The sequence below is a fragment of the Pseudomonas sp. Pf153 genome (assembly GCF_001269775.1).
In the GTDB taxonomy this organism is placed as follows: Bacteria; Pseudomonadota; Gammaproteobacteria; order Pseudomonadales; family Pseudomonadaceae; genus Aquipseudomonas; species Aquipseudomonas uvaldensis.
Map to the genome: position 1 here is coordinate 112,142 of NZ_LHVL01000013.1, position 20,961 is coordinate 133,102.

18 protein-coding genes are annotated in these 20,961 nt (G+C 62.6%); 10 read left to right on the forward strand and 8 right to left on the reverse strand.

The annotated features are described in order from the left end of the window. Window positions 1-149 precede the first annotated feature (149 nt). From AD666_RS09415 to nahK, 3 genes are all read left to right on the forward strand, one after another. Window positions 150-1,334, forward strand: coding sequence for a porin (locus tag AD666_RS09415; protein WP_053150714.1), 1,185 nt, complete (start codon window positions 150-152; stop codon window positions 1,332-1,334). Window positions 1,335-1,511: 177 nt separating this feature from the next. After that, a complete protein-coding gene (gene nosP / locus AD666_RS09420; protein WP_053150719.1) occupies window positions 1,512-2,675 on the forward strand; it encodes a nitric oxide-sensing protein NosP in 1,164 nt (387 codons plus the stop codon). Beyond that, window positions 2,605-5,241 (forward strand): hybrid sensor histidine kinase/response regulator NahK/ErcS', encoded by a 2,637-nt coding sequence (gene nahK / locus AD666_RS09425; protein ID WP_082339721.1) that lies wholly within the window; start codon window positions 2,605-2,607, stop codon window positions 5,239-5,241. The genes nosP and nahK overlap by 71 nt, the downstream gene beginning before the upstream one ends. A gap of 151 nt (window positions 5,242-5,392) precedes the next feature. On the opposite strand, the gene AD666_RS09430 is transcribed toward nahK, so the two are convergent. From AD666_RS09430 to AD666_RS09455, 6 genes are all read right to left on the reverse strand, one after another. Then, complete coding sequence (locus tag AD666_RS09430; protein WP_053151254.1) at window positions 5,393-6,058, reverse strand: response regulator transcription factor; 666 nt, start codon at window positions 6,056-6,058, stop codon at window positions 5,393-5,395. Window positions 6,059-6,113: 55 nt separating this feature from the next. After that, window positions 6,114-6,647, reverse strand: a complete 534-nt coding sequence (locus AD666_RS09435) for a PQQ-dependent catabolism-associated CXXCW motif protein (RefSeq protein ID WP_053150725.1) — start codon at window positions 6,645-6,647, stop codon at window positions 6,114-6,116. A 167-nt stretch (window positions 6,648-6,814) separates the two neighbouring features. Beyond that, window positions 6,815-7,606, reverse strand: a complete 792-nt coding sequence (locus tag AD666_RS09440) for an ABC transporter permease (RefSeq protein WP_053150729.1) — start codon at window positions 7,604-7,606, stop codon at window positions 6,815-6,817. Continuing rightward, on the reverse strand, window positions 7,603-8,334 hold the full coding sequence (locus AD666_RS09445) for an ABC transporter ATP-binding protein (RefSeq protein WP_053150730.1): 732 nt from the start codon (window positions 8,332-8,334) through the stop codon (window positions 7,603-7,605). Before AD666_RS09445 ends, AD666_RS09440 begins: the two co-directional genes overlap by 4 nt. Beyond that, window positions 8,331-9,311, reverse strand: a complete 981-nt coding sequence (locus AD666_RS09450; RefSeq protein ID WP_053150734.1) for a YVTN family beta-propeller repeat protein — start codon at window positions 9,309-9,311, stop codon at window positions 8,331-8,333. Before AD666_RS09450 ends, AD666_RS09445 begins: the two co-directional genes overlap by 4 nt. A gap of 27 nt (window positions 9,312-9,338) precedes the next feature. Next, window positions 9,339-10,502, reverse strand: a complete 1,164-nt coding sequence (locus AD666_RS09455) for an ABC transporter substrate-binding protein (RefSeq protein WP_053150737.1) — start codon at window positions 10,500-10,502, stop codon at window positions 9,339-9,341. A 428-nt stretch (window positions 10,503-10,930) separates the two neighbouring features. On the opposite strand from AD666_RS09455, the gene AD666_RS09460 reads away from it, so the two are divergent. Then, window positions 10,931-12,190 (forward strand): sensor histidine kinase, encoded by a 1,260-nt coding sequence (locus tag AD666_RS09460; RefSeq protein WP_053150740.1) that lies wholly within the window; start codon window positions 10,931-10,933, stop codon window positions 12,188-12,190. Further along, on the forward strand, window positions 12,187-12,825 hold the full coding sequence (locus tag AD666_RS09465; RefSeq protein WP_053150743.1) for a response regulator transcription factor: 639 nt from the start codon (window positions 12,187-12,189) through the stop codon (window positions 12,823-12,825). Before AD666_RS09460 ends, AD666_RS09465 begins: the two co-directional genes overlap by 4 nt. 35 nt (window positions 12,826-12,860) lie before the next feature. On the opposite strand, the gene AD666_RS09470 is transcribed toward AD666_RS09465, so the two are convergent. Both AD666_RS09470 and exaA read right to left on the reverse strand, forming a co-directional pair. Further along, a complete protein-coding gene (locus tag AD666_RS09470; protein ID WP_053150746.1) occupies window positions 12,861-13,505 on the reverse strand; it encodes a pentapeptide repeat-containing protein in 645 nt (214 codons plus the stop codon). A 142-nt stretch (window positions 13,506-13,647) separates the two neighbouring features. Then, the gene (gene exaA, locus AD666_RS09475; protein ID WP_053150749.1) at window positions 13,648-15,504 is read right to left on the reverse strand and encodes a quinoprotein ethanol dehydrogenase; all 1,857 of its coding nucleotides are present in this window, start codon (window positions 15,502-15,504) and stop codon (window positions 13,648-13,650) included. Window positions 15,505-15,756: 252 nt separating this feature from the next. Between exaA and pedF the strand changes: the two genes are divergently transcribed. The 5 genes from pedF (at window position 15,757) to AD666_RS09500 (ending at window position 20,738) form a co-directional block, all read left to right on the forward strand. Next, window positions 15,757-16,218, forward strand: a complete 462-nt coding sequence (pedF, locus tag AD666_RS09480; protein ID WP_053150752.1) for a cytochrome c-550 PedF — start codon at window positions 15,757-15,759, stop codon at window positions 16,216-16,218. A gap of 5 nt (window positions 16,219-16,223) precedes the next feature. Then, a complete protein-coding gene (locus AD666_RS09485; protein ID WP_053150755.1) occupies window positions 16,224-17,099 on the forward strand; it encodes an ABC transporter substrate-binding protein in 876 nt (291 codons plus the stop codon). 10 nt (window positions 17,100-17,109) lie between these two features. Next, complete coding sequence (locus tag AD666_RS09490; protein ID WP_053150758.1) at window positions 17,110-17,868, forward strand: quinoprotein dehydrogenase-associated SoxYZ-like carrier; 759 nt, start codon at window positions 17,110-17,112, stop codon at window positions 17,866-17,868. Between the two features lie 16 nt (window positions 17,869-17,884). Next, the gene (locus AD666_RS09495; protein ID WP_053150761.1) at window positions 17,885-18,814 is read left to right on the forward strand and encodes a quinoprotein relay system zinc metallohydrolase 1; all 930 of its coding nucleotides are present in this window, start codon (window positions 17,885-17,887) and stop codon (window positions 18,812-18,814) included. Between the two features lie 148 nt (window positions 18,815-18,962). Next, complete coding sequence (locus tag AD666_RS09500; RefSeq protein ID WP_053150764.1) at window positions 18,963-20,738, forward strand: PQQ-dependent methanol/ethanol family dehydrogenase; 1,776 nt, start codon at window positions 18,963-18,965, stop codon at window positions 20,736-20,738. Window positions 20,739-20,961: the final 223 nt, after the last annotated feature.

Consider the following 20,961-nt stretch of genomic DNA (forward strand, 5'->3'; position numbering starts at 1 on the left):
CTCCGAGCATTGCAGTCTTACGCCCAAACAACCGCGCCGGCCCGGCGCTTCCAAAGCAGCCGCCATTTACCTCCAAGGCAGCGTATGGCGCCGCCACCAGCCTTTCGATAATCGCCTCCGACATCCCGTCCCCTGTTGCGGAGCGCGCCATGCACAACAATAAAAATACCCGCCACCGTTTTTTGCCTGCGGTCATCGCCAGCCTTTCGACCCTTGGGCTGACGCCCTGGGCCCAGGCCGAAATCATGCTGTACGACAAGGACCAGACCACGTTTTCCACTGACGGCTACATCAATGCCTTCTACGTCAACAGTGACGTGGACCGCGCCGGTGAGCAGTTCGATCGTCGTCAGTCGCGGGTCAAGATGGGTTTTTTGCCCAACTACCTGGGCTTCAACATGGGCAAGCAGGTCGATGACCTCAAGCTTGGCGCCCGTGCGTCATTCTGGGTGACCATCAACGACAGCGAAACCAACGGCACCGACACCGCTATCGATGTGCGCCAGTTCTACGGTACCGTCGCCAATCCCGAATGGGGCGAGGTGTTGATCGGCAAGGACTTCGGCCTGTTTGCCCGCTCCAATATTCTGCTGGACGAACTGTTGGCCGGTTACGGCCAGGTCAGCGACACTCTGGGGTTGGTGGACGGTGGCGGTGTGTCGTTCGGCAACATCGGCAGCGGTTATCCCTATCCGTTCCCGACGTCGCAAATCACCTACCGGACTCCTGTGATGGATGGGCTGCGAGTGGCGGTGGGGATCATGGATCCGGTGGACACCAACGACAACAGCGCCACCGGCAAGGCCTACCAGGAAAACCCACGCACCGAGAGCGAGATTACCTACCAGTTCGACCTGGGCGGGGCGAAGATATACAGCTGGCTCAACGGCAGCTACCAGACGTCGGAAAACACCGACTCCACGGTCGAATCGGTGACCTCCAAAGGCCTGGGCTACGGCGTCCAGGCCAAGATGGGTGGGCTGTCGCTCACAGGCTCCGGGTTTCAGGCCAAAGGCATCAACCCGTTCTTCACCAACAACGCCGGCGAAGCCACGCTGCGTAACGTCGACAGCAAGGGTTACCTGCTCCAGGGCTCGTACAAGTTGGGTAAAAACCGGCTGGCCCTGTCCTACGGCAAGACCGATGACGACGGTAACGGCGTGGTGGGCAGCGGTGCCGATTACGAAACCCGCGGCATCGCCTTGTTCCACGACGTCAATGACAACCTCAAGCTCGTGGCTGAGTACAACCAGTTCGAAATCAACGGCCACGACACCAGCGCCCAGAACGAAGACACCGACACCTTTGCGGTGGGGGCGGTGTTGACCTGGTAATCCTATAGAACGGCTGTAAAGGCTATTCGGATCGGGTTTTTGAAGGCTCCAGCCGTGCGCATCGCGGCCGGGGCCTTCGCTGTTCTCCTCCCATGGAAGCGCCCACCCGCTACCCAAGTAGCATTCGTCGCCCCGGCTCGGCTTCGTACACTCAAGGCTCTCACCACGGAGGCAACCATGCAGCAGGCCCAGAACGAAGGCGTGGTCAGCGCGATGTCCCAGGCAACGGATGTCCAGCAAGCGGCCCAGGAACTGGCGCGTCAGCTGCTGCATCCCTACCTGGGGTTCGTGCTGTTTTTCTGTTCCGCCGAGTACAATCTGCCCGCCCTGGGCCAGGCGCTCTCGCAAAGTTTCGGTGGCATTCGCCTGGTGGGTTGCACCAGCGCGGGGGAGATCACCCCACAGGGGTACGGTCGCAACTGTGTGACGGCGGTGGGGTTCGATCACCGGCATTTTTCCATTGCCGCCGAATTGATCGGTGAGATGGAGCATTTCAGCCTGATCGACGCCCAGCAGATGGTCGAACGGCTGGCCGGCGCTTGTCGCAGCAATGCCCTGGCACCGATCAAAGGCCACAGCTTTGCGCTGACCTTGCTGGATGGCCTGTCCAGCCGTGAAGAAATGGTCCTGGCGGCGCTGAGTGCCGCCCTGGGAGACATTCCGCATTTCGGTGGTTCGGCCGGCGACGACAATTACCTGACCCATACCCACGTGTACTTCGAAGGCCAGTTCCACAGCGGTGCGGCCGTCGTGGTGTTGATCAACACCTGGCTGGCCTTTGAAGTCTTTACCACCCATCACATCCTGCCCCGGCAGGAGAAACTGGTGGTGACCGGTGCCGACAGTACCTCTCGCCGGGTCTATGAACTCAACGCCGAACCCGCCGCCGAGGAATACGCCCGGCATATCGGCGTGCCGGTCAGCGGCCTCGATTACCGGGTCTTCGCGGCGCATCCGCTGGCGGTGCGCATCAACGATCAATACTACGTGCGGGCCATCCAGCAGGTGCACCCGGACCTGAGCCTGAGTTTCTACTGCGCGGTGGAGAACGGCATCGTCCTGACGGCCATGACTCCCGGTCCCTTGCTGACCAACCTGCAAGACCTGTTCGAAGGCTTGCAGGCACGCCTCGGCGATCTCTTGCTGACCATCGGTTGCGATTGTTTCCTCAGGCGTCTGGAGCTGGAGGACCGTGGCGGCCTGGAGCAAATCGGGCAGTTTCTGCGGGAACAACGGGTGATGGGCTTCAACACCTACGGAGAACAGTTCAATGGCATGCACATCAACCAGACCTTTACCGGAGTTGCCATTGCCCGACATCGCGTCCCCGGCCACCGCTGACCTGCAGGCGCAAATCGCTCACCTGCAGCACGAAAACCGTAAGTTGCGGCGCATCAACGAGGCACTGATCGAGCGGGTGGAATCCGGCGTGACCCGAGGCAGCGATCCGTATGCGGCATTCCAGCATTCGGTGGTGTTGGCCGAACAGGTCCGCGAACGCACCGACGCGCTGAACCAGGCCATGGCCGAGCTCAAGGCCGGCAATCACTTGCTGGGCGAGGCGCGGCTGCGGGCGGAAACGGCCCACCGACATCTGATCGACGCCATCGAGAGCATTTCCGATGCATTCGTGCTGTTCGATGAACAACAGCGCATCGTGTTGTTCAACAGCCGTTTCAAGGCATTCTGGGCCCACAGTCGAGTGCGCATCATCGCCGGGATGCGACTGGGCGAGGTCAAGCGCCTGATGACCGCCAACGGCTTGTTCAGCGAGGAAACCCGGGGGCCGGGCGATGAGCATGTGCTGTACCGTTTGCAGAACGGGCGCTGGTTGCAGGTCAGCGAACGGCCGACCCAGGAAGGCGGACGGGTGATCCTGTTCACCGATATCACCGACGTCAAGCTCAGTGAAACCGTGCGCCGCGAACAGGCTGTCGCGCAGAAATCCCATTTGTTGCAGCGCGCGGTGGACAACCTCTCCCAGGGCATGGCGATGGTCAATGCCCAGGGCGTGCTTGAATTGTGGAACCGTCGCTTCCTGGAGCTCAGCGGCCTGGCACCAGTGGCGGCCCACCGGCCGTTCAACGAGGTGATCGCCGACAGCGAACTGCAACTGCTGACCCCCGCCAGCCGCGACAGCAACGGTCGATTGATCCACGAGTGCGAGCAGCGCCTGTCCGACGGCCGGGTCCTGGAAATCCGTACCCATCCGCTGCCCACCGGCGGCTACGTCAACACCTTTACCGACATCACCGAGCGTTATCAGCACGCCGAAGCGTTGAGTGAAAGCGAGCGCTGGATCCGGCTGATCACCGATCACGTCCCGGCACTCATTGCCTACCTCAACGCCGATCTGGTCTATGAGTTCACCAACAAAGTCTACGAGCAGTGGTATTGCTGGCCACGGGGCGTAATGCTCGGCCAGAGCCTGCGCGAGGCCCACAGCGAGCAGCATTACCAGCGCCTGGAGGCTTACGTGGCCCGGGCATTGGCGGGTGAAAGCGTGACGTTCGAATTCGCCGAAACCAACATCAACAACCAGGAACGCTACATGCTGCGCTCCTACGTGCCGAACCGGCTGGCCAACGGCGAGGTGGTGGGGATCTTCGTGCTGATTCGCGACATCACCGAGCGCCGCCGCACCGCCGAGGCGCTGCATCAGGCTTATCAGAACCTGGAGCAGCGGGTCCAGGAGCGCACCGCCGAGCTGACCACCCTCAATGATCAATTGCGACGTGAAATCGACGAGCGCAGCCGGGTGGAGGTGCGCCTGCGCGAAGCCAAGCAAGAGGCCGAGCAGGCCAACCTGTCGAAAACCAAATTCCTCGCGGCGGTCAGCCATGACCTGCTGCAACCGCTCAACGCCGCCCGGTTGTTCACCAGCGCCTTGCTCGAACGCCGTGAGCCGGTGGCGAATGCTCAACTGGTGCGCAATGTGAGCAATTCCTTGCAGGACGTGGAGAATCTGCTCGGTACATTAGTGGACATTTCCAAACTCGATGCCGGGGTGATCAAGGCGGATATCGCACCCTTCGCCCTCAGCGAATTGCTGGAAAACCTGGCCGCTGAATATGCGCAGGTGGCCCGCAGTGAAGGCCTGGAACTGCGCTTCGTGCCGTGTTCGGTGCTGGTGCGCAGCGATATGCAACTGCTCGCACGGATCTTGCGCAACCTGTTGAGCAACGCCATTCGCTACACCCCCAGCGGCAGAATCGTGCTGGGATGCCGGCGGCACCGCCAGCGCGTCTCGATCCAGGTCTGGGACAGTGGCATCGGCATCGCCGAGGAGCGCCTGGAGGAAATCTTCCAGGAGTTCAAACGCGGCGACGTGCAGCGCCCGGACCAGGATCGCGGGTTGGGCCTGGGGCTGGCGATCGTCGAAAAGATCGCCGGCATCCTCGGGCATCGGATCCAAGTGCGTTCATGGCCGGGCAAGGGCTCGATGTTCGCCATCGATGTACCCTTGAGCGCCACCGCGCCCAAGCCGCAACCGTGCCTGGACATGAGCGAACCCATGCTCGAACGCTTGCGTGGCGCGCGAGTCTGGGTGTTGGACAACGACGCGGCGATCTGCGCCGGTATGCGCACGTTGCTCGAGGGGTGGGGGTGCCGGGTGGTGACTGCGTTGTCCGAGGAGGATCTGGCGCGTCAGCTGGACAGCGATCACGCCGAGGTGGACCTGCTGATCGCCGACTATCACCTGGACCATGACCAGAACGGCGTGGACGCCGTGGCGCGGATCAATGCCCGGCGGGCCACGCCGATCCCGGCGATGATGATCACCGCCAACTACAGCAACGAACTCAAGCAGCAGATCCGCGAACGCGGCCACACCCTGATGCACAAACCGGTGCGGCCGATGAAGCTCAAAACGGCGATGAGTCACCTGTTGGTCCGGCCTCAATAGCGCAGGTTCTTGTGGGAGCAAGGCTTGCCCGCGATGACTTTGGTACATTCAACTTGGAGGCAAGCTGACCCACCGCCATCGCGAGCAAGCTCAGCTCCCACAGGATTGAACACTCTGCGAAACATGGAACTGCGCAAAGGGATATTGCGGCTCAGCGCCTCAGATAAGCCCCGAAATCGATATCCCCCGCACTGAGGATCGCCTGCACCCGGTTGTGCACGTTGAGTTTGCGCAAAATGGCCGAGACGTGAGCCTTGACCGTGGTTTCGGCAATGTCCAGCGTGTAGGCGATCTGTTTGTTCGACTCGCCCTTGGTCATGCGCTCGAGCACCAGCAATTGCTTGCGCGTCAAGGCCTGGAGCAGTTCGGGCGGGAAGGCCGGGGTTTCGCTCAGGCGTCGACCTACCGGGTTCTTCTGGGTGCGGATGATGTCCGGTGGCAGGTACACGTTGCCGTTGAGGATCTGCTCGATGGCGTCGGTCATCTGTGAGCGCGGCGACGATTTGGTAATGAACCCTACCGCGCCGTAGGTGATGGCTTGCAGGACGATCTGTTTGTCCTGTTCGGCGGAGACGATCACCACGGGTATGGTGGGCGCTTCGTTGCGCAGGTTGATCAGGCCATTGAGGCCATGCATGCCGGGCATGTTCAGGTCCAGCAGGATCAGGTCCAGGTCGTCGTGCTCGTGGGTCAGGGCCAGGGCGCTGTCCAGATCGGCGGTTTCCATCACCTCGCTGCCGGGAAAACCGTCGCTGATGACGTTGTGGATGGCTTCGCGAAACAGTGGGTGATCGTCGGCTATCAGGATTTTATACACGGCCATTCACCTCGTTATTGTGTTGGGGCTGGAGCGGTTGCACGCACATTCAGGATCAAGGAAAGGGCTCGGGCCGGGCCGCTTGCAGGGGCAGGTTGGCCGCCTCCCAGGCATCGAGGCCATCACGGTACCAATACAGATGCTTATAGCCCATGGACGCGGCGCGTTTTACCGCGTTCCAGCTCAACCAGCAATCGGAGCGGCAGTAAAAGACCAGCGGTCGATCCGCACGCCCAGCGGTGGCTTTGCGCAGGTAATGGACGAAGTAATCCCGCCAGGCGGGATCCAGATTGCCGTCGCCGGTATTGGCCAGCCACAAGCTGCCGGGAAGGTTGGCGTGGGGCTCATTGTCGATGAATTGCCCCTGCACCCAGGGCCTGCGGTAGACATCGATCAGCACCGGAGGCGGGGTTTGCCCCAGCAGTTGCTGCAACGCCTGGGTATCGATGGTTTGCGCGCCTTGCGCCACGGCGGGCGTCGGGCTGCGATACCGGTCGATGCGGTAACCCTCGGGAGAGAACAACGAGGTGTCGGCTTGCGCGACACACAGCCACAGGCAGGGCAAGACGATCGCCAATGAACGGAACATAGGGATTGATCCTTATTGTTATGCGTCCATTACATGCCAGGGTGGCGGTCTTGTGAATGCGACCATAGACAGGAAAACCAGTACTAAAGTCGTAAAAATGAGTGGAGGATCATGGATCCATCGACATGCGCGAATTTGTGCTCCCACACGGAATTAGAGGCAAACCGTCAGCCAGCCTTGCGCACCGCCGCATGCTGCGGATTGAACGTCCACACCGCCAGCAGCGCGAAGACCAGGGTCAAGCCGGCACAGACCGTCATCGCCAGCAAATTGAATTGCCCATACAGGGCAAAGCGCACCAGTTCCACGCCATGGGTGAACGGATTCACCGCGCAAAGCCAATACAGCCAGGGGCTGGCCTCAAGCATCTTCCACAGCGGATACAGCGCCGAGGACAGGAAAAACATCGGGAAGATCACGAAGTTCATGACCCCGGCAAAGTTCTCCAATTGCCGTATGGCATTGGACAGTAGCAACCCCAGGGCGCTGAGCATCAGGGCCACCAGCAACAGGGCCGGCAGCGCCAGCAACAGGCCCATCGCTGGCGGCTGGACGCCGTACAACCAGGCAATGGCGAGAAAGGCATAGACCTGCAACAGCGAGATCAGCGAAGTCGCCAGCAGTTTGCTCGCCAGAAGGAAGGCGCGGGGCAGGGGGCTGGTCAGCAGGACGCGCATGCTGCCCATCTCCCGGTCATAGACCATCGACAACGACCCCTGCATGCCATTGAACAACAGGATCATGCAGGCCAACCCCGGCACGATGTATACCTCGTAAGGAATGTAGGTGTCGTAGGGCGCGATGATGGCGATGCCCAATGCCGCCCGGAAACCCGCAGCGAACACCAGCAGCCACAGCAACGGTCGGACCAGAGCACTGAGCAGGCGCGTGCGTTGCAAGACGAAGCGCAGCCATTCGCGCATCACGATGCCGCGCAAACACTGCCAGTACGCGTTCATGGGTGGGCTCCCACAGCGGTCAATCGATTGAAGGCTGAGCCCAGGGTTCCGCCGTACTCCAGGCTAATGACCTCGGCGGGACCGCTGGCGACGAGGCGGCCCTGATGCAAGATCAACAACGTATCGCTGGGTTGCACTTCATCCAGCAGGTGGGTGGTCCAGAGCACGCTGATGCCCTGTTCGCGGCAGAGTTGACGAACGTGTTGGCCGAGGGCCTGGCGGCTGGCCGGATCAAGGCCGACGCTGGGTTCGTCCAGCAGCAACAGACGCGGCTCGTGGAGCAGCGCCCGGGCGATTTCCACCCGGCGACGATGTCCACCGTTGAGATTGCGCACCCGTTCGTGGCGCCGTTCGGTCAGTTCCTGACGGGCCAGCTCAGTGTCGATCCGGACGCTGCCCTCGCGTCGGGACAGGCCATGCAGCGCGACGTGATAACGCAGGTTCTGCTCCACGCTCAAATCCAGGTCCAGGGTGCTTTGCTGGAACACCACGCCCAACTGGCGCAAGGCCGGGCGGGGCGAGGTTTGCAAAGAGTGACCGCCGACGCGGATCTCGCCGCATTGCACGTCATAAAGGCGCGTGAGCAGCGCGATCAACGTCGACTTACCCGCTCCATTGGGCCCCAGGAGCGAGGCGAATTGCCCGGCGGGCAGGCTGAAATCCAACTGCCGGAGAGCGTCGCGTGTACCGTAGGCGAAGCTCAGGTCGCTGACCTGCAAGGCGTTCATGGCGTCACCACCACGCCCCAAGGATAGCGCCCGACCTTCACCGACTTCAGCACTTTGCGGCTCTGCACGTCGATCACCGAGACGTCACCGCTGACGCCGTTGGTTGCCAGCAGCTGACGCTGGTCCGGGGTGAACGCCAATTGCCAGACCCGCCGGCCCACCAGCAGGTAATCCAGCACTTCAAAGGTCTTGGCGTCGATAACCGCCACATGGTTGGCCGGGCCCAGGGCGACGAAAGCGAGCTTGCCGTCGGCGCTGAGCTTGATGCCCACCGGCTGCACCTTGTCTGGGTGCACGCCCTTGATCTGGAACGTCAGGGTCTTGAGCACCTGGCGCGTGGCGACATCCAGAATCGTCAGAGTGCCGCCGATCTCCGCCGACGCCCAGAGCTGGGTGCCGTCGCGACTGAACTCGACGAAGCGCGGACGCTGGTCCACCAGGGTGTTGTCGGCCAGCGTCTGGGTACTGGTGTCGATCCAGTGCAGCATGTTGGTGGTTTCGCTGGTGTTGACTGCCCACTTGCCGTCCGGGCTCACGGCCATGCCTTCGGGCTCGACACCCACGCCGATCTGGCCCAGCACTTCGGAGGTTTGGGTGTCGATCACTGTGACCAGGGCATCGTCTTCATTGGAGACGTACAGCCAGCGGTCGTTGGGGTGCAGGGCGAACTGTTCCGGGTCTTTGCCCGAGGGCAGCTCCTTGACGATTTTGCGCGTCGCCACATCCATCACCTGCACCCGGTCCGAATCGCTGGCGCAGATGTACAACAGACGATTGTCGTGAGACAGCAACAGCCCTCGGGGGCGCTGGCCCACCGGCAGCGTCTCGATGACTTCCAGGCTCTGCAGATCGATCAGGCTCAGGCTGTTGTCTTTCTCGTTGGAGACCCAGGCGATGCTGGCGCCGGCAGGGCTGGCGGCGAACAACGCGATGCCCAGGGACAGGGCTTGGCAGGCTTGCAGCAATGGGCGACGCATGGCGGTTTCCTTATTGTTGTTATCGGATCAGGGGTAACGGCAGCTCACTTCGGGGCGGTCGTAGCCCAGGCTGTCCATTTCGTTGGACGGATGCAGGAAGCCGTCCTGGGGCGAGGTGCTCACCAGAGCCCGAGGCTGTACCAGGGGAATCGGCTGGCGCAGTTGCCCGTTCCAGGGGCGGTAGCTGAGTTTGCGTCCCTTGAATCCGTCCAGCGGCAACTGATCGCTCAGGGCCAACTGGCGGATCGCGAGAGCATCGTTCTGGCGCAGTTTGCTGACGGCGCTGGCGATGCTGCGCACGGCGATCCAGGCGGCAAAATCGCGGTCGTTCATCCAGCGACCGGCCAGGGATTCAAAGCGTTTTTGCAGTTGGGCCGCGCCGTAGGTTTCCACGGTTTTGTGCCAGCCGGTGGGCACCAACCCCTGGGTGCCGGCCACCGGACGCGGGTACCAGGTCTGGTAGGGCAGGTATTCGCCGAAGTCGCCGCGTTCATCCGCCACCAGCACGACGTCGTATTCGGCGGTCTGGGTGAACAGCGGCATGTCGGCCTGGGCGCTGCGGCGCTGGTCGTTGTCGAACTGCCAGGCTTTTTCGGCGACCACCTTCATGCCGAAGCGCTTCATGGCCCGCCGCAGGGCGGTCGCGTAGGCTTGGTCGTCTGGCGTCTGGCCGACGATCAGCAGTGCCCGCTGCCATTTGCGCACGACACTGAATTGCACCAAAGCATCGGCAAGCATGGCCCGATCGGGCAGGCTGTGGAGTACGTTCCCCAGGCATTGCGTGGTGCGCAGACTGTCATCGGGGCTGCCCGCGTTGAACAGCAAACTGTCGGGCAGGGCGGCGCTGAGCTGGCGCAGGCTGGCGGCCGGGGCGTTCACCACGAACAACCGCAGCCCCTGGTCATGCTGGGCGCGGGCCGCCTGGAGCAGCGCTTCGGGGCTGTCGACGCTGGCGCTTTCCAGGCGGTAATCGTGCTTGAGGAAACGTCCGGTGCTGTTGCTGTCGATGATCGCCAGTTCAGCGCCACGTAGTCCGGCGTCGGCAGGCTCAGCGATCACGTTTGAGAGCAGCAGGCCCGGATCGGGACGGTAACCCAGGTAGCCGATACGCACCTGCAACGGCGCCGCCTCATCCGCCTGGGCGGCGACTGCAAGAAGAGTAATCAAGGTGAGACTGACGAGCCGACGCATAACACCTCCACTACAGGTAGCGCCAGCATAGGAAGCACGCGCCCATGGGGAAATATGCAGAAAGTATCGCCGGTGCAGTACCAAGGTAGTAACCCGCCGCCGGGCCCGGGGTTCTAGGATGCAGGGCATTGTCATTCATCAGGGAGCGGACGGACTGTGCGGACTTTCAAAGCGCTGCTGTTGCCGTTGTTGCTGGTCCTGAGTTTGATCGGGGTTGATCGGTTGTCTGGAAAACAGGGATCGTGCGGTGAACACGAAACCTGCAAACACCCGCGGCCCCCTGTGGGAGCGGGCTTGCCCGCGAAGGCGGCGGCACTGTCCACCTCTATGCAAACCGATCGACCGTTTTCGCGAGCAAGCCCGCTCCCACAAGAGGGATGTGTCTGGCGCTGGGGGTGTGAGTTCAACCCGGCAATGGGGTACTGACCATGTCTGCTCTGTGGCGCATCAACCTCTGGGTCACGGCATTCTTCGCCCTGGTCACCCTGGCCTGTGCGCTGCTGCTGTTGCATCAGGCCGTGGCCGACGTGAAGCGCGAGTTGCAATCAGCCGAATCCGTGGTGCATTACCTCAAGGAAACCGCCGAGCGCGATCCGACGAGCCTGCAGCCACGGCTGACAGGCAGCTTGCGCCATGTGCGGGTGCGTTGGCTGGGGCCTGGAGAGGTGTTCCCGATACCGGACGAAGAGGGGCCCAAGGGCTGGGTCGGGCGATGGCTGCTCGACGACAGTCCTATGGCTCAAGTGGTGCAGTTGCGCGACGGGCGACGGGCCTGGATTGCCGTCGATCCACGAGACGAAATCGACGAGATCCTCGATTCGCTGGTGCAGTTGCTGGTTGTCTGTGCCATGGCCCTGCTGCTCAGCCTGCTGGTGATTCGCTGGGCGGTGGACCGGGTCATGCGCATGCTGGATCAGTTGCTGGGGGCGCTGCGCCAGGTATCGAGCGGCGACCTGCGAGTGCACCTGCCCGCCGAAGGCATCCCTGAGGCGCGACAGTTGGCAGGGCATTTCAATCGAATGACCGCCGTCCTGGCCCAATCTCGGGCCGATAACACCCGGCTCACCCAGGCGCTGCTGGCGGTGCAGGAGCGTGAGCGTACCCATTTGGCCCAGGCGCTGCACGACGACCTGGGCCAGTATGTGACTGGCATCCGCGCCAGGGCCTGTCTGCTGCGCCTGGTCACCGGTCAGCCTTCGGTACTGGAGCAGACGGTCAGTCAGTTGGAGCACGACTGCGAGCACTTGCAACAGGGATTCCGGGCGTTGGTCCATGATCTGTACCCGGTGGTGCTGCAACACTTGCCGCTTGGCGAAGCCATTGGCTTGCTGGCGCGGCAATGCCAGGACACCCATGGCATCGCCTGTGAGTTACGCATCGCGGATGCCTTGCCACCGTTGTCGGGACCGGACAAGACCCACCTGTATCGCCTGTTGCAGGAAGCACTGACCAACGTTGCCCGCCATGCCAACGCGACCCATGTACGGATCCGTTTGCGTCAGCGTGCCGGCCGTCTGCGCCTGCTGGTTCGCGACAACGGCCAGGGCGCCCTCCAGCCGTATCGACCGGGCGTGGGCCTGCATTCGATGTGCGAGCGGGCCCGCAGCCTGGGCGGCGAATTGCGCGTCATCTGCCGGCCCGGTGCAGGCTGGGCACTGGCCTTGAATATCCCTCTGGAGGCACGATGAACATTTTGTTGGTGGACGACCACGCGGTGGTTCGGCAGGGCTACGCCAGTCTTGTGCGGGCCTTGATGCCGGATTTGCATGTCCGGGAGGCAGCCACCGGAGAAGAGGCGTTAAGCCACGTGCAGGAACAGGTACCGCATCTGGTGATCATGGACTTCGGCCTGCCCGGTATCAGTGGCCTGGAGACCACGCGGCGCCTGCGCCAGCGCCTGCCGCAACTGCGGGTCCTGTTTTTCAGCATGCACGATGAATTGCCGCTGGTGCGTCAGGCACTGGACGCCGGTGCCTGCGGTTATCTGACCAAGAACTCGGCGCCCCAGGTGCTGGTGGAGGCGGTGCGCCGGGTATTGGCCGGCCACGCCTATATCGAACAGTCCCTGGCGACCCAATTGGCTTGCGCCGGCCCCCGGCAAAACACCGACCCGCGCCTGCAAAGCATGACCCAGCGTGAGCTGGAGATTTTCGTCATGCTCGCCAAGGGCACACCCGCACGCACCATCGCCGAGCAGTTGTGCATCAGCGCTAAAACCGTGTCGAACCATCTGACACTGCTCAAGAGCAAGTTGCAGGTCAGCTCTCATGCCGAGCTGGTGCATCTGGGGATCGACCTGGGCTTGGTGCGGGTGGCGGGGTAAAAAACCTATAGAACTCATCCTGTGGCGAAAGGCTCTCATCGGTCCCAGGATTCCGGACATCCTTTGCAATCCTGCATGTTTGCATCCTGGAAGTTCCCGTAATGCTGACGCGAGCCACTCAGGTCGGCCTGTTCCAGGTTGCTTTCGCCGAGCTTGGCTTCTTGCAGGTTGGCGTCGCGCAGGTCGGCGCCCTTGAGGTCGGCTTTGCTCAGCCAAGCCATTTCCAAGTCGGCCGCTTGCAAGTTGGCTCCGTGCAGTCGCGCGCCGGATAAGCGAGCGAACTGAAGATAGGCTGCGCTCAGGTCGGCACGCTGGAGCTGTGCACCTTGGGCAAACAGCCCCCAGCCCTGGATGGCCTTGAGCGTCGCACCGGTGAAGTCGGCCAGGCGCAGGTTACTTTGCTGCAGACTGGCGCGGGTCAGGTTGGCGCCCTGCAGTCGGGCGCGCTCCAGATTCGCCAGGTCCAGCCTCGCGTGCCGCAGGTCGGCATCCCGTAGATCGGCACCGCTGAGGTTCATCTTGCGCAGGTCCTGGTTGGCCAGCCGGGCACCGCGCAGGTTGGCGCCGGGGCATTGGCTGGATTCGGCGATGACGCAGCCGTTGAGGATCAGGGCCGCGTCGGAGTCGTCGGCATGGGCACTAGAGGCGAGCAGCACCAATGCCAGGGGTAAGTAATTCATGGCAGTAAACTCGGTTGACCCTGTGGGAGCGGGCTTGCTCGCGGAGACGTCGGGTCAGCAACATGGATATCGGCTGACCTGACGCCTTCGCGAGCAAGCCCGCTCCCACAATGGGGAATTGGGTTGAGGTTCTGAGAGCTTGCTACTTCTGCGCCGTCGCCTTATCCCAACTCGGAATCTTGAACGCCCAGAACGACCCGCCCTGGGCCACCGGCTTGGTCAATTCGGCCATGTCGCCGCCCCACAGCGGTACGGCGCCGCCATAGCCGACGGTGACGCCGATGTACTGTTCGCCGTCCTGCTCCCAGGTGATGGGCGGGGAGACGATGCCGCTGCCGGTCTGGAATTTCCACAGCTCCTTGCCGGTTTTGGCGTCGAAAGCCTTGAAGAAACCGTCGCCGGTGCCGGTGAACACCAGGTTGCCCTTGGTGGCGAGCACGCCGGCCCACAGCGGCAACGGTTCCTTGTGTTCCCAGACGACCTTGCCCGTGGTGGGATTCATCGCCCGCAGGCTGCCGACATGATCGTCATACATGCGCTTGATGCGAAACCCCATGCCCAGGTAGGCCGAGCCCTTTTTGTAGTTCACTTCCTCGGTCCAGTACTCTTCCTTCCACTGGTTACCGGGGACGTAGAACAGCCCCGTGTCCTGGCTGTAGGCCATGGGGTTCCAGTTCTTGCCGCCGAGAAACGGCGGGGACACTTCCACCGGCTTGCCCTTGGTTTCGCCGGGCAACGGTTTGGCCGGGCGCTGGCCGGGATTTTCCACCGGGCGGCCGGTTTTGAGGTCGATGTGGCTGGCCCAGGTGATGTTGTCGACGAAAGGAAAGGCGTTCTGCAACTTGCCGTTGTTGCGGTCCACGACATAGAAGAAGCCGTTGCGGTCGGCATGGGCGGTGGCCTTGATCACCCTGCCATCCTTGTCCTTGTAGTCGAACAGCACCAGCTCGTTGTTGCCGGAAAAATCCCAGGCATCGTTGGGCGTGTGCTGGTAGAACCATTTCACCTCGCCAGTGCTGGGATCGACACCCACCTGGCCGGAAGTGTAAAGGCTGTCGTAATCGCGGGGATTGCCGTCCTTGGCCGTGCGGGCCCAGGTATTCCATGGGCCGGGGTTGCCCGCGCCGACAATGATGGTGTTGGTCTCGGGGTCGAAACTGGCGCTCTGCCAGGGCGCGCCTCCGCCGTGGCTCCAGGCCTCGACCTTGCCGGTTTCGGTGGTCTTGTCGTCGGGCCAGGAGGGCGCCTTGACGTCGCCGGTCGGGGTGCTGTCCTTGCCGTTCAGGCGGCCCATGTGGCCTTCGACGAAGGGCCGCATCCAGACCTCTTCACCCGTGTCGGGATCGCGGGCGAACAACTGTCCGACCACGCCGAACTCATCGCCGGAGCTGCCGTGGATCAGCAGCACCTTGCCGCTGCTCTTGTCCTTGATCAGCACCGGGGCGCCGGTCATGGTGTAGCCGGCGGAGTGATCACCGAATTTCTTGTTCCAGACCACTTTGCCGGTGTTTTTATCCAGGGCAACCACCCGCGCGTCCAGGGTGCCGAAGTAGATTTTGTCGCCATAGATGGCCGCGCCGCGATTGACCACGTCACAGCACGGGCGAATGTTGTCGGGCAGCCGGTGGTTGTAAGTCCACAGGCGCTTGCCGGTCCTGGCGTCGAGGGCGAACACCCGGGAATACGAGCCGGTGACGTACACCACGCCATCGCTGACGATGGCCTGGGACTCCTGGCCACGCTGCTTTTCGTCGCCGAACGAATAGGACCAGGCAGGGGTGAGCTTGAAGACGTTCTTGTCGTTGACCTGGGCCAGCGGGCTCCAGCGTTGGGCGTTGGTGCCCATGCCGTATTGCAGCACGTCCTGAGGGGTCAGGTGGTCGTTGGCGATGTCTTCCCAGCTGACGGCAGCGCTGGCCAGGGAGCTGAACGACAAGCTGCCGGCCAGCAGCAGGGCGGCGCTCAGGGCGCAGAGGGCGGGTGGGTTTTTTATTGTCATGGTGGGCATTCCCAGTGAGGTTTTGGCCTGACTAGGTTGGGTCGCGCCGGGGCCTGGCCGATACGGAAAAAATCCCGCCCTTGCCGGGAAGTCTTCCCGAACCGCCTGTCTTTGCGACCTGCGTCGGAGGGCTTGCTACCAAGGAACTAGGACCCGCGCACCAAAGCAGCATTCGGCTGGCGCGACACGGTTCCTAAGATGACGGCACGGCCTCTGCGAAGAGGTCTTGCGTGTAATCCAGAGGGCATAACAATGACAACAAAACGCAACGCCATCATCGCTACCGCATTGCTGATGGGGCTGATCGGCGCAGGCTCCGCATGGGCCCATGGCAACGTAGTGCCCCAGGCAGTGGAAACCAAGGGCTTGACCCCCATCAAGGACACCAACCTGCCATTGGACGCCGACGGTTGGGCTTCCCAGAACCCCTATCGCAATTCTCCCGAACGGGACCGGGCCGTGGAGATCGGCGCCTCGGCGTATAACCAGAACTGTGCGGCGTGCCATGGCCTGGAAGCCAAATCCGGCGGGATTGCCCCCGACCTGCGCATGCTCGATGCCGCCGAGGCCGGCGACGAATGGTTCGTCGAACGCGTGCGTCACGGCGCCGTACGCGACGGTCGGGTCTACATGCCGAAAATGGCCGATTACCTGAGCCAGGAAGCCTTGTGGGCCGTGCGCACTTATCTCGACAGCGTGCACGTCGAGGAGTGATCGCCATGCGCCTGTTCGCGTGGGTGATTTGCAGCCTGCTGCTGTGCGGCCAGACGGTGCAGGCGCAGGTGCGCAGCTACGATCAGATGATCGCCGCCGGTGAGTTGAAAGTGGCGGTCTACAAGGACTTCGCGCCCTACAGCTTCGAAGAAAACGGCCAGCCCAGGGGCGTCGATGTGGAACTGGCCCAAGCCTTGGCCAAGGCAATGGGCGTACGCCTGAAACTGATCTGGGCGCCCCCCGGCGAGAAGCTCGATGACGACCTGCGCGATTACATCTGGCGCAGCAGCCCGTTGCACGATCGGCAATTGGCCGACCTGATGATGCGCGTGCCTTACGATCACGACTACGTGCAAAGGCGCAACGACATCGGGGAGTTGGAAAATGCCCAGGTGGTGATGTTCGGACCCTATCAGCAGGAGTGCTGGCAGGTGGCGTATGACCGTCGGCGGCTGGATTCGGTGGGCAGCGTCGCAGTGTTCCAGCAGCACCCCATCGGCGTCGAAGTCGACAGCGTGCCGTCGTTCTACCTGACGTCGGTGTTCAACGGCATGCTCAGCGCCAGGACTCACCATTACCCCAGTGTCAGCCAGGCGTTCAAGGCGATGCAGGCCGGGAACGTCGACGCGGTCATGGCCATGCGCGGGGAGGTCGACTGGCAGGTGCACGAAGCAGGCGACCCGCAACTGGCCCTGGCGGAAAACGCCTACCCGAACATGGGCAAGCAACGCTGGGAAATCGGCATGGCGGTGCATGAGAGCAACCGGCAACTGGCCTATGCGGTGGAGGAGGCGCTGGAAGGCTTGATCCGCGACGGCAGCGTCAAGAACCTCTACGCGCATTACGGCCTGCGCTACGAAGTGCCCGAGATGTATCAATAGGAGCGCAGGGATGAAAGGGCTCGCGTGTTGGCTGCTGGCGTGCGGCTTATCGACGATGGCGACGGCTGCGGTGGAACCGGGAACGGACCCGGTGCCTTCGGTGATGTGGGCGTTCTATCACAAGCAACTGCTGGCTGACGCACCGTTCGTGTTCGATGACCGGGTCCGAGTGGTGGCGCCGCCTTTCGCCGAAGATGCGCGCCAGGTGCCGTTGGAAATCGATGCCCGTGCCTTCGCCGGTGATGTGGTGCGGGTACTGGCCTGGGCCGAGTTGAACCCCTTGCCGAAAATCGTCGATTTTCAACCGGGGGATCGTGTACTGCCCTGGCTGTCGATCCGCATCCGCATCGAACAGGCCACCCCGTTGCGTGCCGCCGTACAAACCCGCGACGGGCTTTGGCATGTCGGTTCGACTGTGATCGACGCGGCCGGAGGTGGTTGTACCGCGCCCAGTGTGGTGCGCACCCAGCCGGGTTGGGAGGAGCATCTGGGCGAAGTGCTCGGTGCGCGCTATCCCCGGGGCGACACCAGTCGACTGCGGCTGCAGGTAGCCCATCCAATGGACAACGGCCTGGTGAGCGGCATCCCGGAGTTTTTCCTCAACGAGGCCCGGCTGTTGGACGCCGACGGCGGGGTGTTGGCGCGGCTGGAGCTATTTCCGGCGGTCAGCGAAAACCCCAACCTGGGTTTTGACATCCAGGGCCCCGGCCAAACTCGCCTGTTGCTGCGCGATAACAGTGGCAACGCGTTCGAGGCGGCCATTCCCTGACCATAAGGAGCGTCCCATGCGCTGGTTGCTGCTGATCTTCATTAGCCTGAATGGGGCGGCCTGGGCCGGGACAGACTATGCCCTCAAGCCCCGGCAGATCGCCGAGGGTACCTGGCTGCTGGAGGGCAGCACCGAGAACTTCGCCAAGGCCAACGGCGGTAATATCGTCAACACCGGCTTCATCGTCACCGAGGCTGGCGTCGTGGTGATCGATACCGGACCGTCGAAACGCTATGGCGAGGCTTTTCGCCAAGCCATCGCGGCGACCACGGACAAACCGGTGATTCGCGTCCTGCTGACGCATCATCACCCCGACCATGTCCTGGGTAACCAGGCATTCAACGATGTGCCCATCGGTGCCTTGGCGAACACCACGGACCTGCTGAAACAGCAAGGCGAGGCCATGGCCGAGAACATGTACCGACTGGTCGGCGACTGGATGCGCGGTACCGAGGTGGTGTTGCCCACCCAGGTGGTGGAGCCCGGCACGTTGACGGTGGGCAATCATTCGCTGCGCCTGCTGCAACTGGCCGGGCACACCGGCGCCGACCTGGCGGTCCTGGACGAAACCACCGGCGTGCTGTTCGCTGGCGACCTGGTGTTCTACGAGCGGGCCCTGACCACCCCCAACAGTCCGGGACTCGATGTTTGGCTCCGGGATCTGGACTCCTTGCAAGCCTTGCCCTGGAAACTCATCGTGCCCGGCCATGGCCCGTTGGCGAGCGATACCTCGCCCTTCGTGCAAATGCGCGATTATCTGGGCTGGCTCGATCAACTGATGCGCGACGGCGCGGCCCGTGGCGACGACATGGCCGAGATGATTCGCAGCCCCATCCCCGAGCGATTTGCCGGGATCAGCCTGAGTCGTTATGAGCTGATTCGCAGTGTCAGTCATCTTTATCCGCGCTATGAGCGGGCGGGGATGAGGCGGGTGGATGCGCAATAGCCACAGGTCTTGCGGCGACCCTCACCTGTACCAAGGAACTAGAAAACTCAATACAGCGGGCAATTGTTGGTAGCGGCCCCGAGCCCAAGAATCTGCGGCAGACCGGGAAAATTTCCCGGGTATAACAATAACCGCAGAGGTAGCCGTCATGACTCATCCCGCACGTCGCCAACCCTTCGCCGTGAGCCTGCTGCTCAGTGCCATGCTGCTGTCCGGTTCGGCACTTGCCGCCGTGACCGACCAGGAAATTCTCCAGGACCCGAAGAACCCGCAGCAGGTCGTGACCAACGGCCTGGGCGTCCAGGGCCAGCGCTACAGCCCGCTCGATACACTCAACGTCAATAACGTCAAGGACCTGCGTCCGGTCTGGGCGTTTTCCTTCGGCGGCGAGAAGCAGCGCGGCCAGCAAGCACAGCCGATGATCAAGGACGGGGTGATGTACCTGACCGGGTCCTATTCGCGGGTGTTCGCGGTGGATGCGCGCACCGGCAAGAAACTCTGGCAGTACGATGCGCGCCTGCCCGATGACATCCGTCCTTGCTGCGACGTGATCAACCGTGGCGTGGCACTGTATGGCGACCTGGTGTACTTCGGCACCCTCGACGCCAAGCTGGTGGCTTTGAACAAAGACACCGGCAAGGTGGTGTGGAGCAAGAAAGTGGCCGACCACAAGGAAGGCTATTCCATCAGTGCCGCCCCCATCGTCGTTAACGGCAAACTGATCACCGGTGTGGCCGGTGGCGAGTTCGGCGTGGTGGGCCAGATCAGCGCCTTCGACCCGAAGAACGGCGAACTGCTGTGGACCCGTCCGACCGTGGAAGGCCACATGGGCTACGTCTACAAGAACGGCAAGGCCGTCGAGAACGGCATCTCCGGTGGCGAGGCTGGCAAGACCTGGCCGGGCGACCTCTGGAAAACCGGCGGCGCTGCGCCCTGGTTGGGCGGCTACTACGATCCGGAAACCAACCTGCTGCTGTTCGGCACCGGCAACCCGGCTCCGTGGAACTCCCACCTGCGCCCTGGCGACAACCTCTATTCCTCGTCGCGCCTGGCCCTGAACCCGGACGATGGCAGCATTAAATGGCACTTCCAGAGCACGCCTCACGACGGCTGGGACTATGACGGCGTCAACGAGCTGATCTCGTTCAACTACAAGGACGGCGGCAAGGACATCAAGGCCGCGGCAACCGCTGACCGCAACGGTTTCTTCTACGTGCTCGATCGCACCAACGGCAAGTTCATCCGTGGCTTCCCGTTTGTCGACAAGATCACCTGGGCCAGCGGCCTGGACAAGGACGGGCGGCCGATCTACAACGAAGCCAGCCGTCCGGGCGCGCCGGGCAGCGAAGCGAAGGGCAGCTCGGTGTTCGTGGCGCCGGCCTTCCTGGGCGCGAAGAACTGGATGCCCATGGCCTACAACCAGGACACCGGGTTGTTCTACGTACCGTCCAACGAATGGGGCATGGATATCTGGAACGAGGGCATCGCCTACAAGAAAGGCGCGGCGTTCCTCGGTGCCGGGTTCACCATCAAGCCGCTGAACGAAGATTACATCGGCGTGCTGCGGGCCATCGATCCCAAGACTGGCAAGGAAGTGTGGCGTCACAAGAACTTCGCGCCGCTGTGGGGTGGGGTGCTGACCACCAAGGGCAACCTGGTGTTCACCGGTACGCCTGAGGGCTTCCTGCAGGCCTTCAACGCCAAGACCGGGGAAAAGGTCTGGGAGTTCCAGACCGGCTCCGGCGTGCTCGGTTCGCCCGTCACCTGGGAAATGGACGGCGAGCAGTATGTCTCCGTGGTGTCCGGTTGGGGCGGCGCGGTGCCGCTGTGGGGCGGCGAAGTGGCCAAGCGTGTGAAGGATTTCAACCAGGGCGGGATGCTCTGGACGTTCAAGTTGCCGAAGGACCTGGTCGCCAAGCGCTGAGTTGAAGCAGAGCAGGGCGCTGTCTCTGTGGTGAGGCGGCAACCTGTGGGAGCAAGGCTTGCCCGCGATGAAGTTGACTCGGTTCATCCTGAAACCGAGGTGCCTCCATCGCGGGCAAGCCTTGCTCCCACAGAACACCAGCACCAGCACCAGCTTTCAGGATTCCCACCCCAAAAACCTACGACCAAATAACGAGAGCCCCACTGCCAACGACGCATTCGTC

What these genes read in the sequence shown, in the direction of transcription:
- AD666_RS09450 (WP_053150734.1), bottom strand. Translation starts at nt 9,311, where the DNA reads ATGCGTCGCCCATTGCTGCAAGCCTGCCAAGCCCTGTCCCTGGGCATC.
- AD666_RS09500 (WP_053150764.1), top strand. Translation starts at nt 18,963, where the DNA reads ATGACTCATCCCGCACGTCGCCAACCCTTCGCCGTGAGCCTGCTGCTC.
- nahK (WP_082339721.1), top strand. Translation starts at nt 2,605, where the DNA reads ATGGCATGCACATCAACCAGACCTTTACCGGAGTTGCCATTGCCCGAC.
- AD666_RS09465 (WP_053150743.1), top strand. Translation starts at nt 12,187, where the DNA reads ATGAACATTTTGTTGGTGGACGACCACGCGGTGGTTCGGCAGGGCTAC.
- AD666_RS09440 (WP_053150729.1), bottom strand. Translation starts at nt 7,606, where the DNA reads ATGAACGCGTACTGGCAGTGTTTGCGCGGCATCGTGATGCGCGAATGG.
- pedF (WP_053150752.1), top strand. Translation starts at nt 15,757, where the DNA reads ATGACAACAAAACGCAACGCCATCATCGCTACCGCATTGCTGATGGGG.
- AD666_RS09415 (WP_053150714.1), top strand. Translation starts at nt 150, where the DNA reads ATGCACAACAATAAAAATACCCGCCACCGTTTTTTGCCTGCGGTCATC.
- AD666_RS09460 (WP_053150740.1), top strand. Translation starts at nt 10,931, where the DNA reads ATGTCTGCTCTGTGGCGCATCAACCTCTGGGTCACGGCATTCTTCGCC.
- AD666_RS09470 (WP_053150746.1), bottom strand. Translation starts at nt 13,505, where the DNA reads ATGAATTACTTACCCCTGGCATTGGTGCTGCTCGCCTCTAGTGCCCAT.
- AD666_RS09455 (WP_053150737.1), bottom strand. Translation starts at nt 10,502, where the DNA reads ATGCGTCGGCTCGTCAGTCTCACCTTGATTACTCTTCTTGCAGTCGCC.
- AD666_RS09485 (WP_053150755.1), top strand. Translation starts at nt 16,224, where the DNA reads ATGCGCCTGTTCGCGTGGGTGATTTGCAGCCTGCTGCTGTGCGGCCAG.
- exaA (WP_053150749.1), bottom strand. Translation starts at nt 15,504, where the DNA reads ATGACAATAAAAAACCCACCCGCCCTCTGCGCCCTGAGCGCCGCCCTG.
- AD666_RS09435 (WP_053150725.1), bottom strand. Translation starts at nt 6,647, where the DNA reads ATGTTCCGTTCATTGGCGATCGTCTTGCCCTGCCTGTGGCTGTGTGTC.
- AD666_RS09495 (WP_053150761.1), top strand. Translation starts at nt 17,885, where the DNA reads ATGCGCTGGTTGCTGCTGATCTTCATTAGCCTGAATGGGGCGGCCTGG.
- nosP (WP_053150719.1), top strand. Translation starts at nt 1,512, where the DNA reads ATGCAGCAGGCCCAGAACGAAGGCGTGGTCAGCGCGATGTCCCAGGCA.
- AD666_RS09490 (WP_053150758.1), top strand. Translation starts at nt 17,110, where the DNA reads ATGAAAGGGCTCGCGTGTTGGCTGCTGGCGTGCGGCTTATCGACGATG.
- AD666_RS09445 (WP_053150730.1), bottom strand. Translation starts at nt 8,334, where the DNA reads ATGAACGCCTTGCAGGTCAGCGACCTGAGCTTCGCCTACGGTACACGC.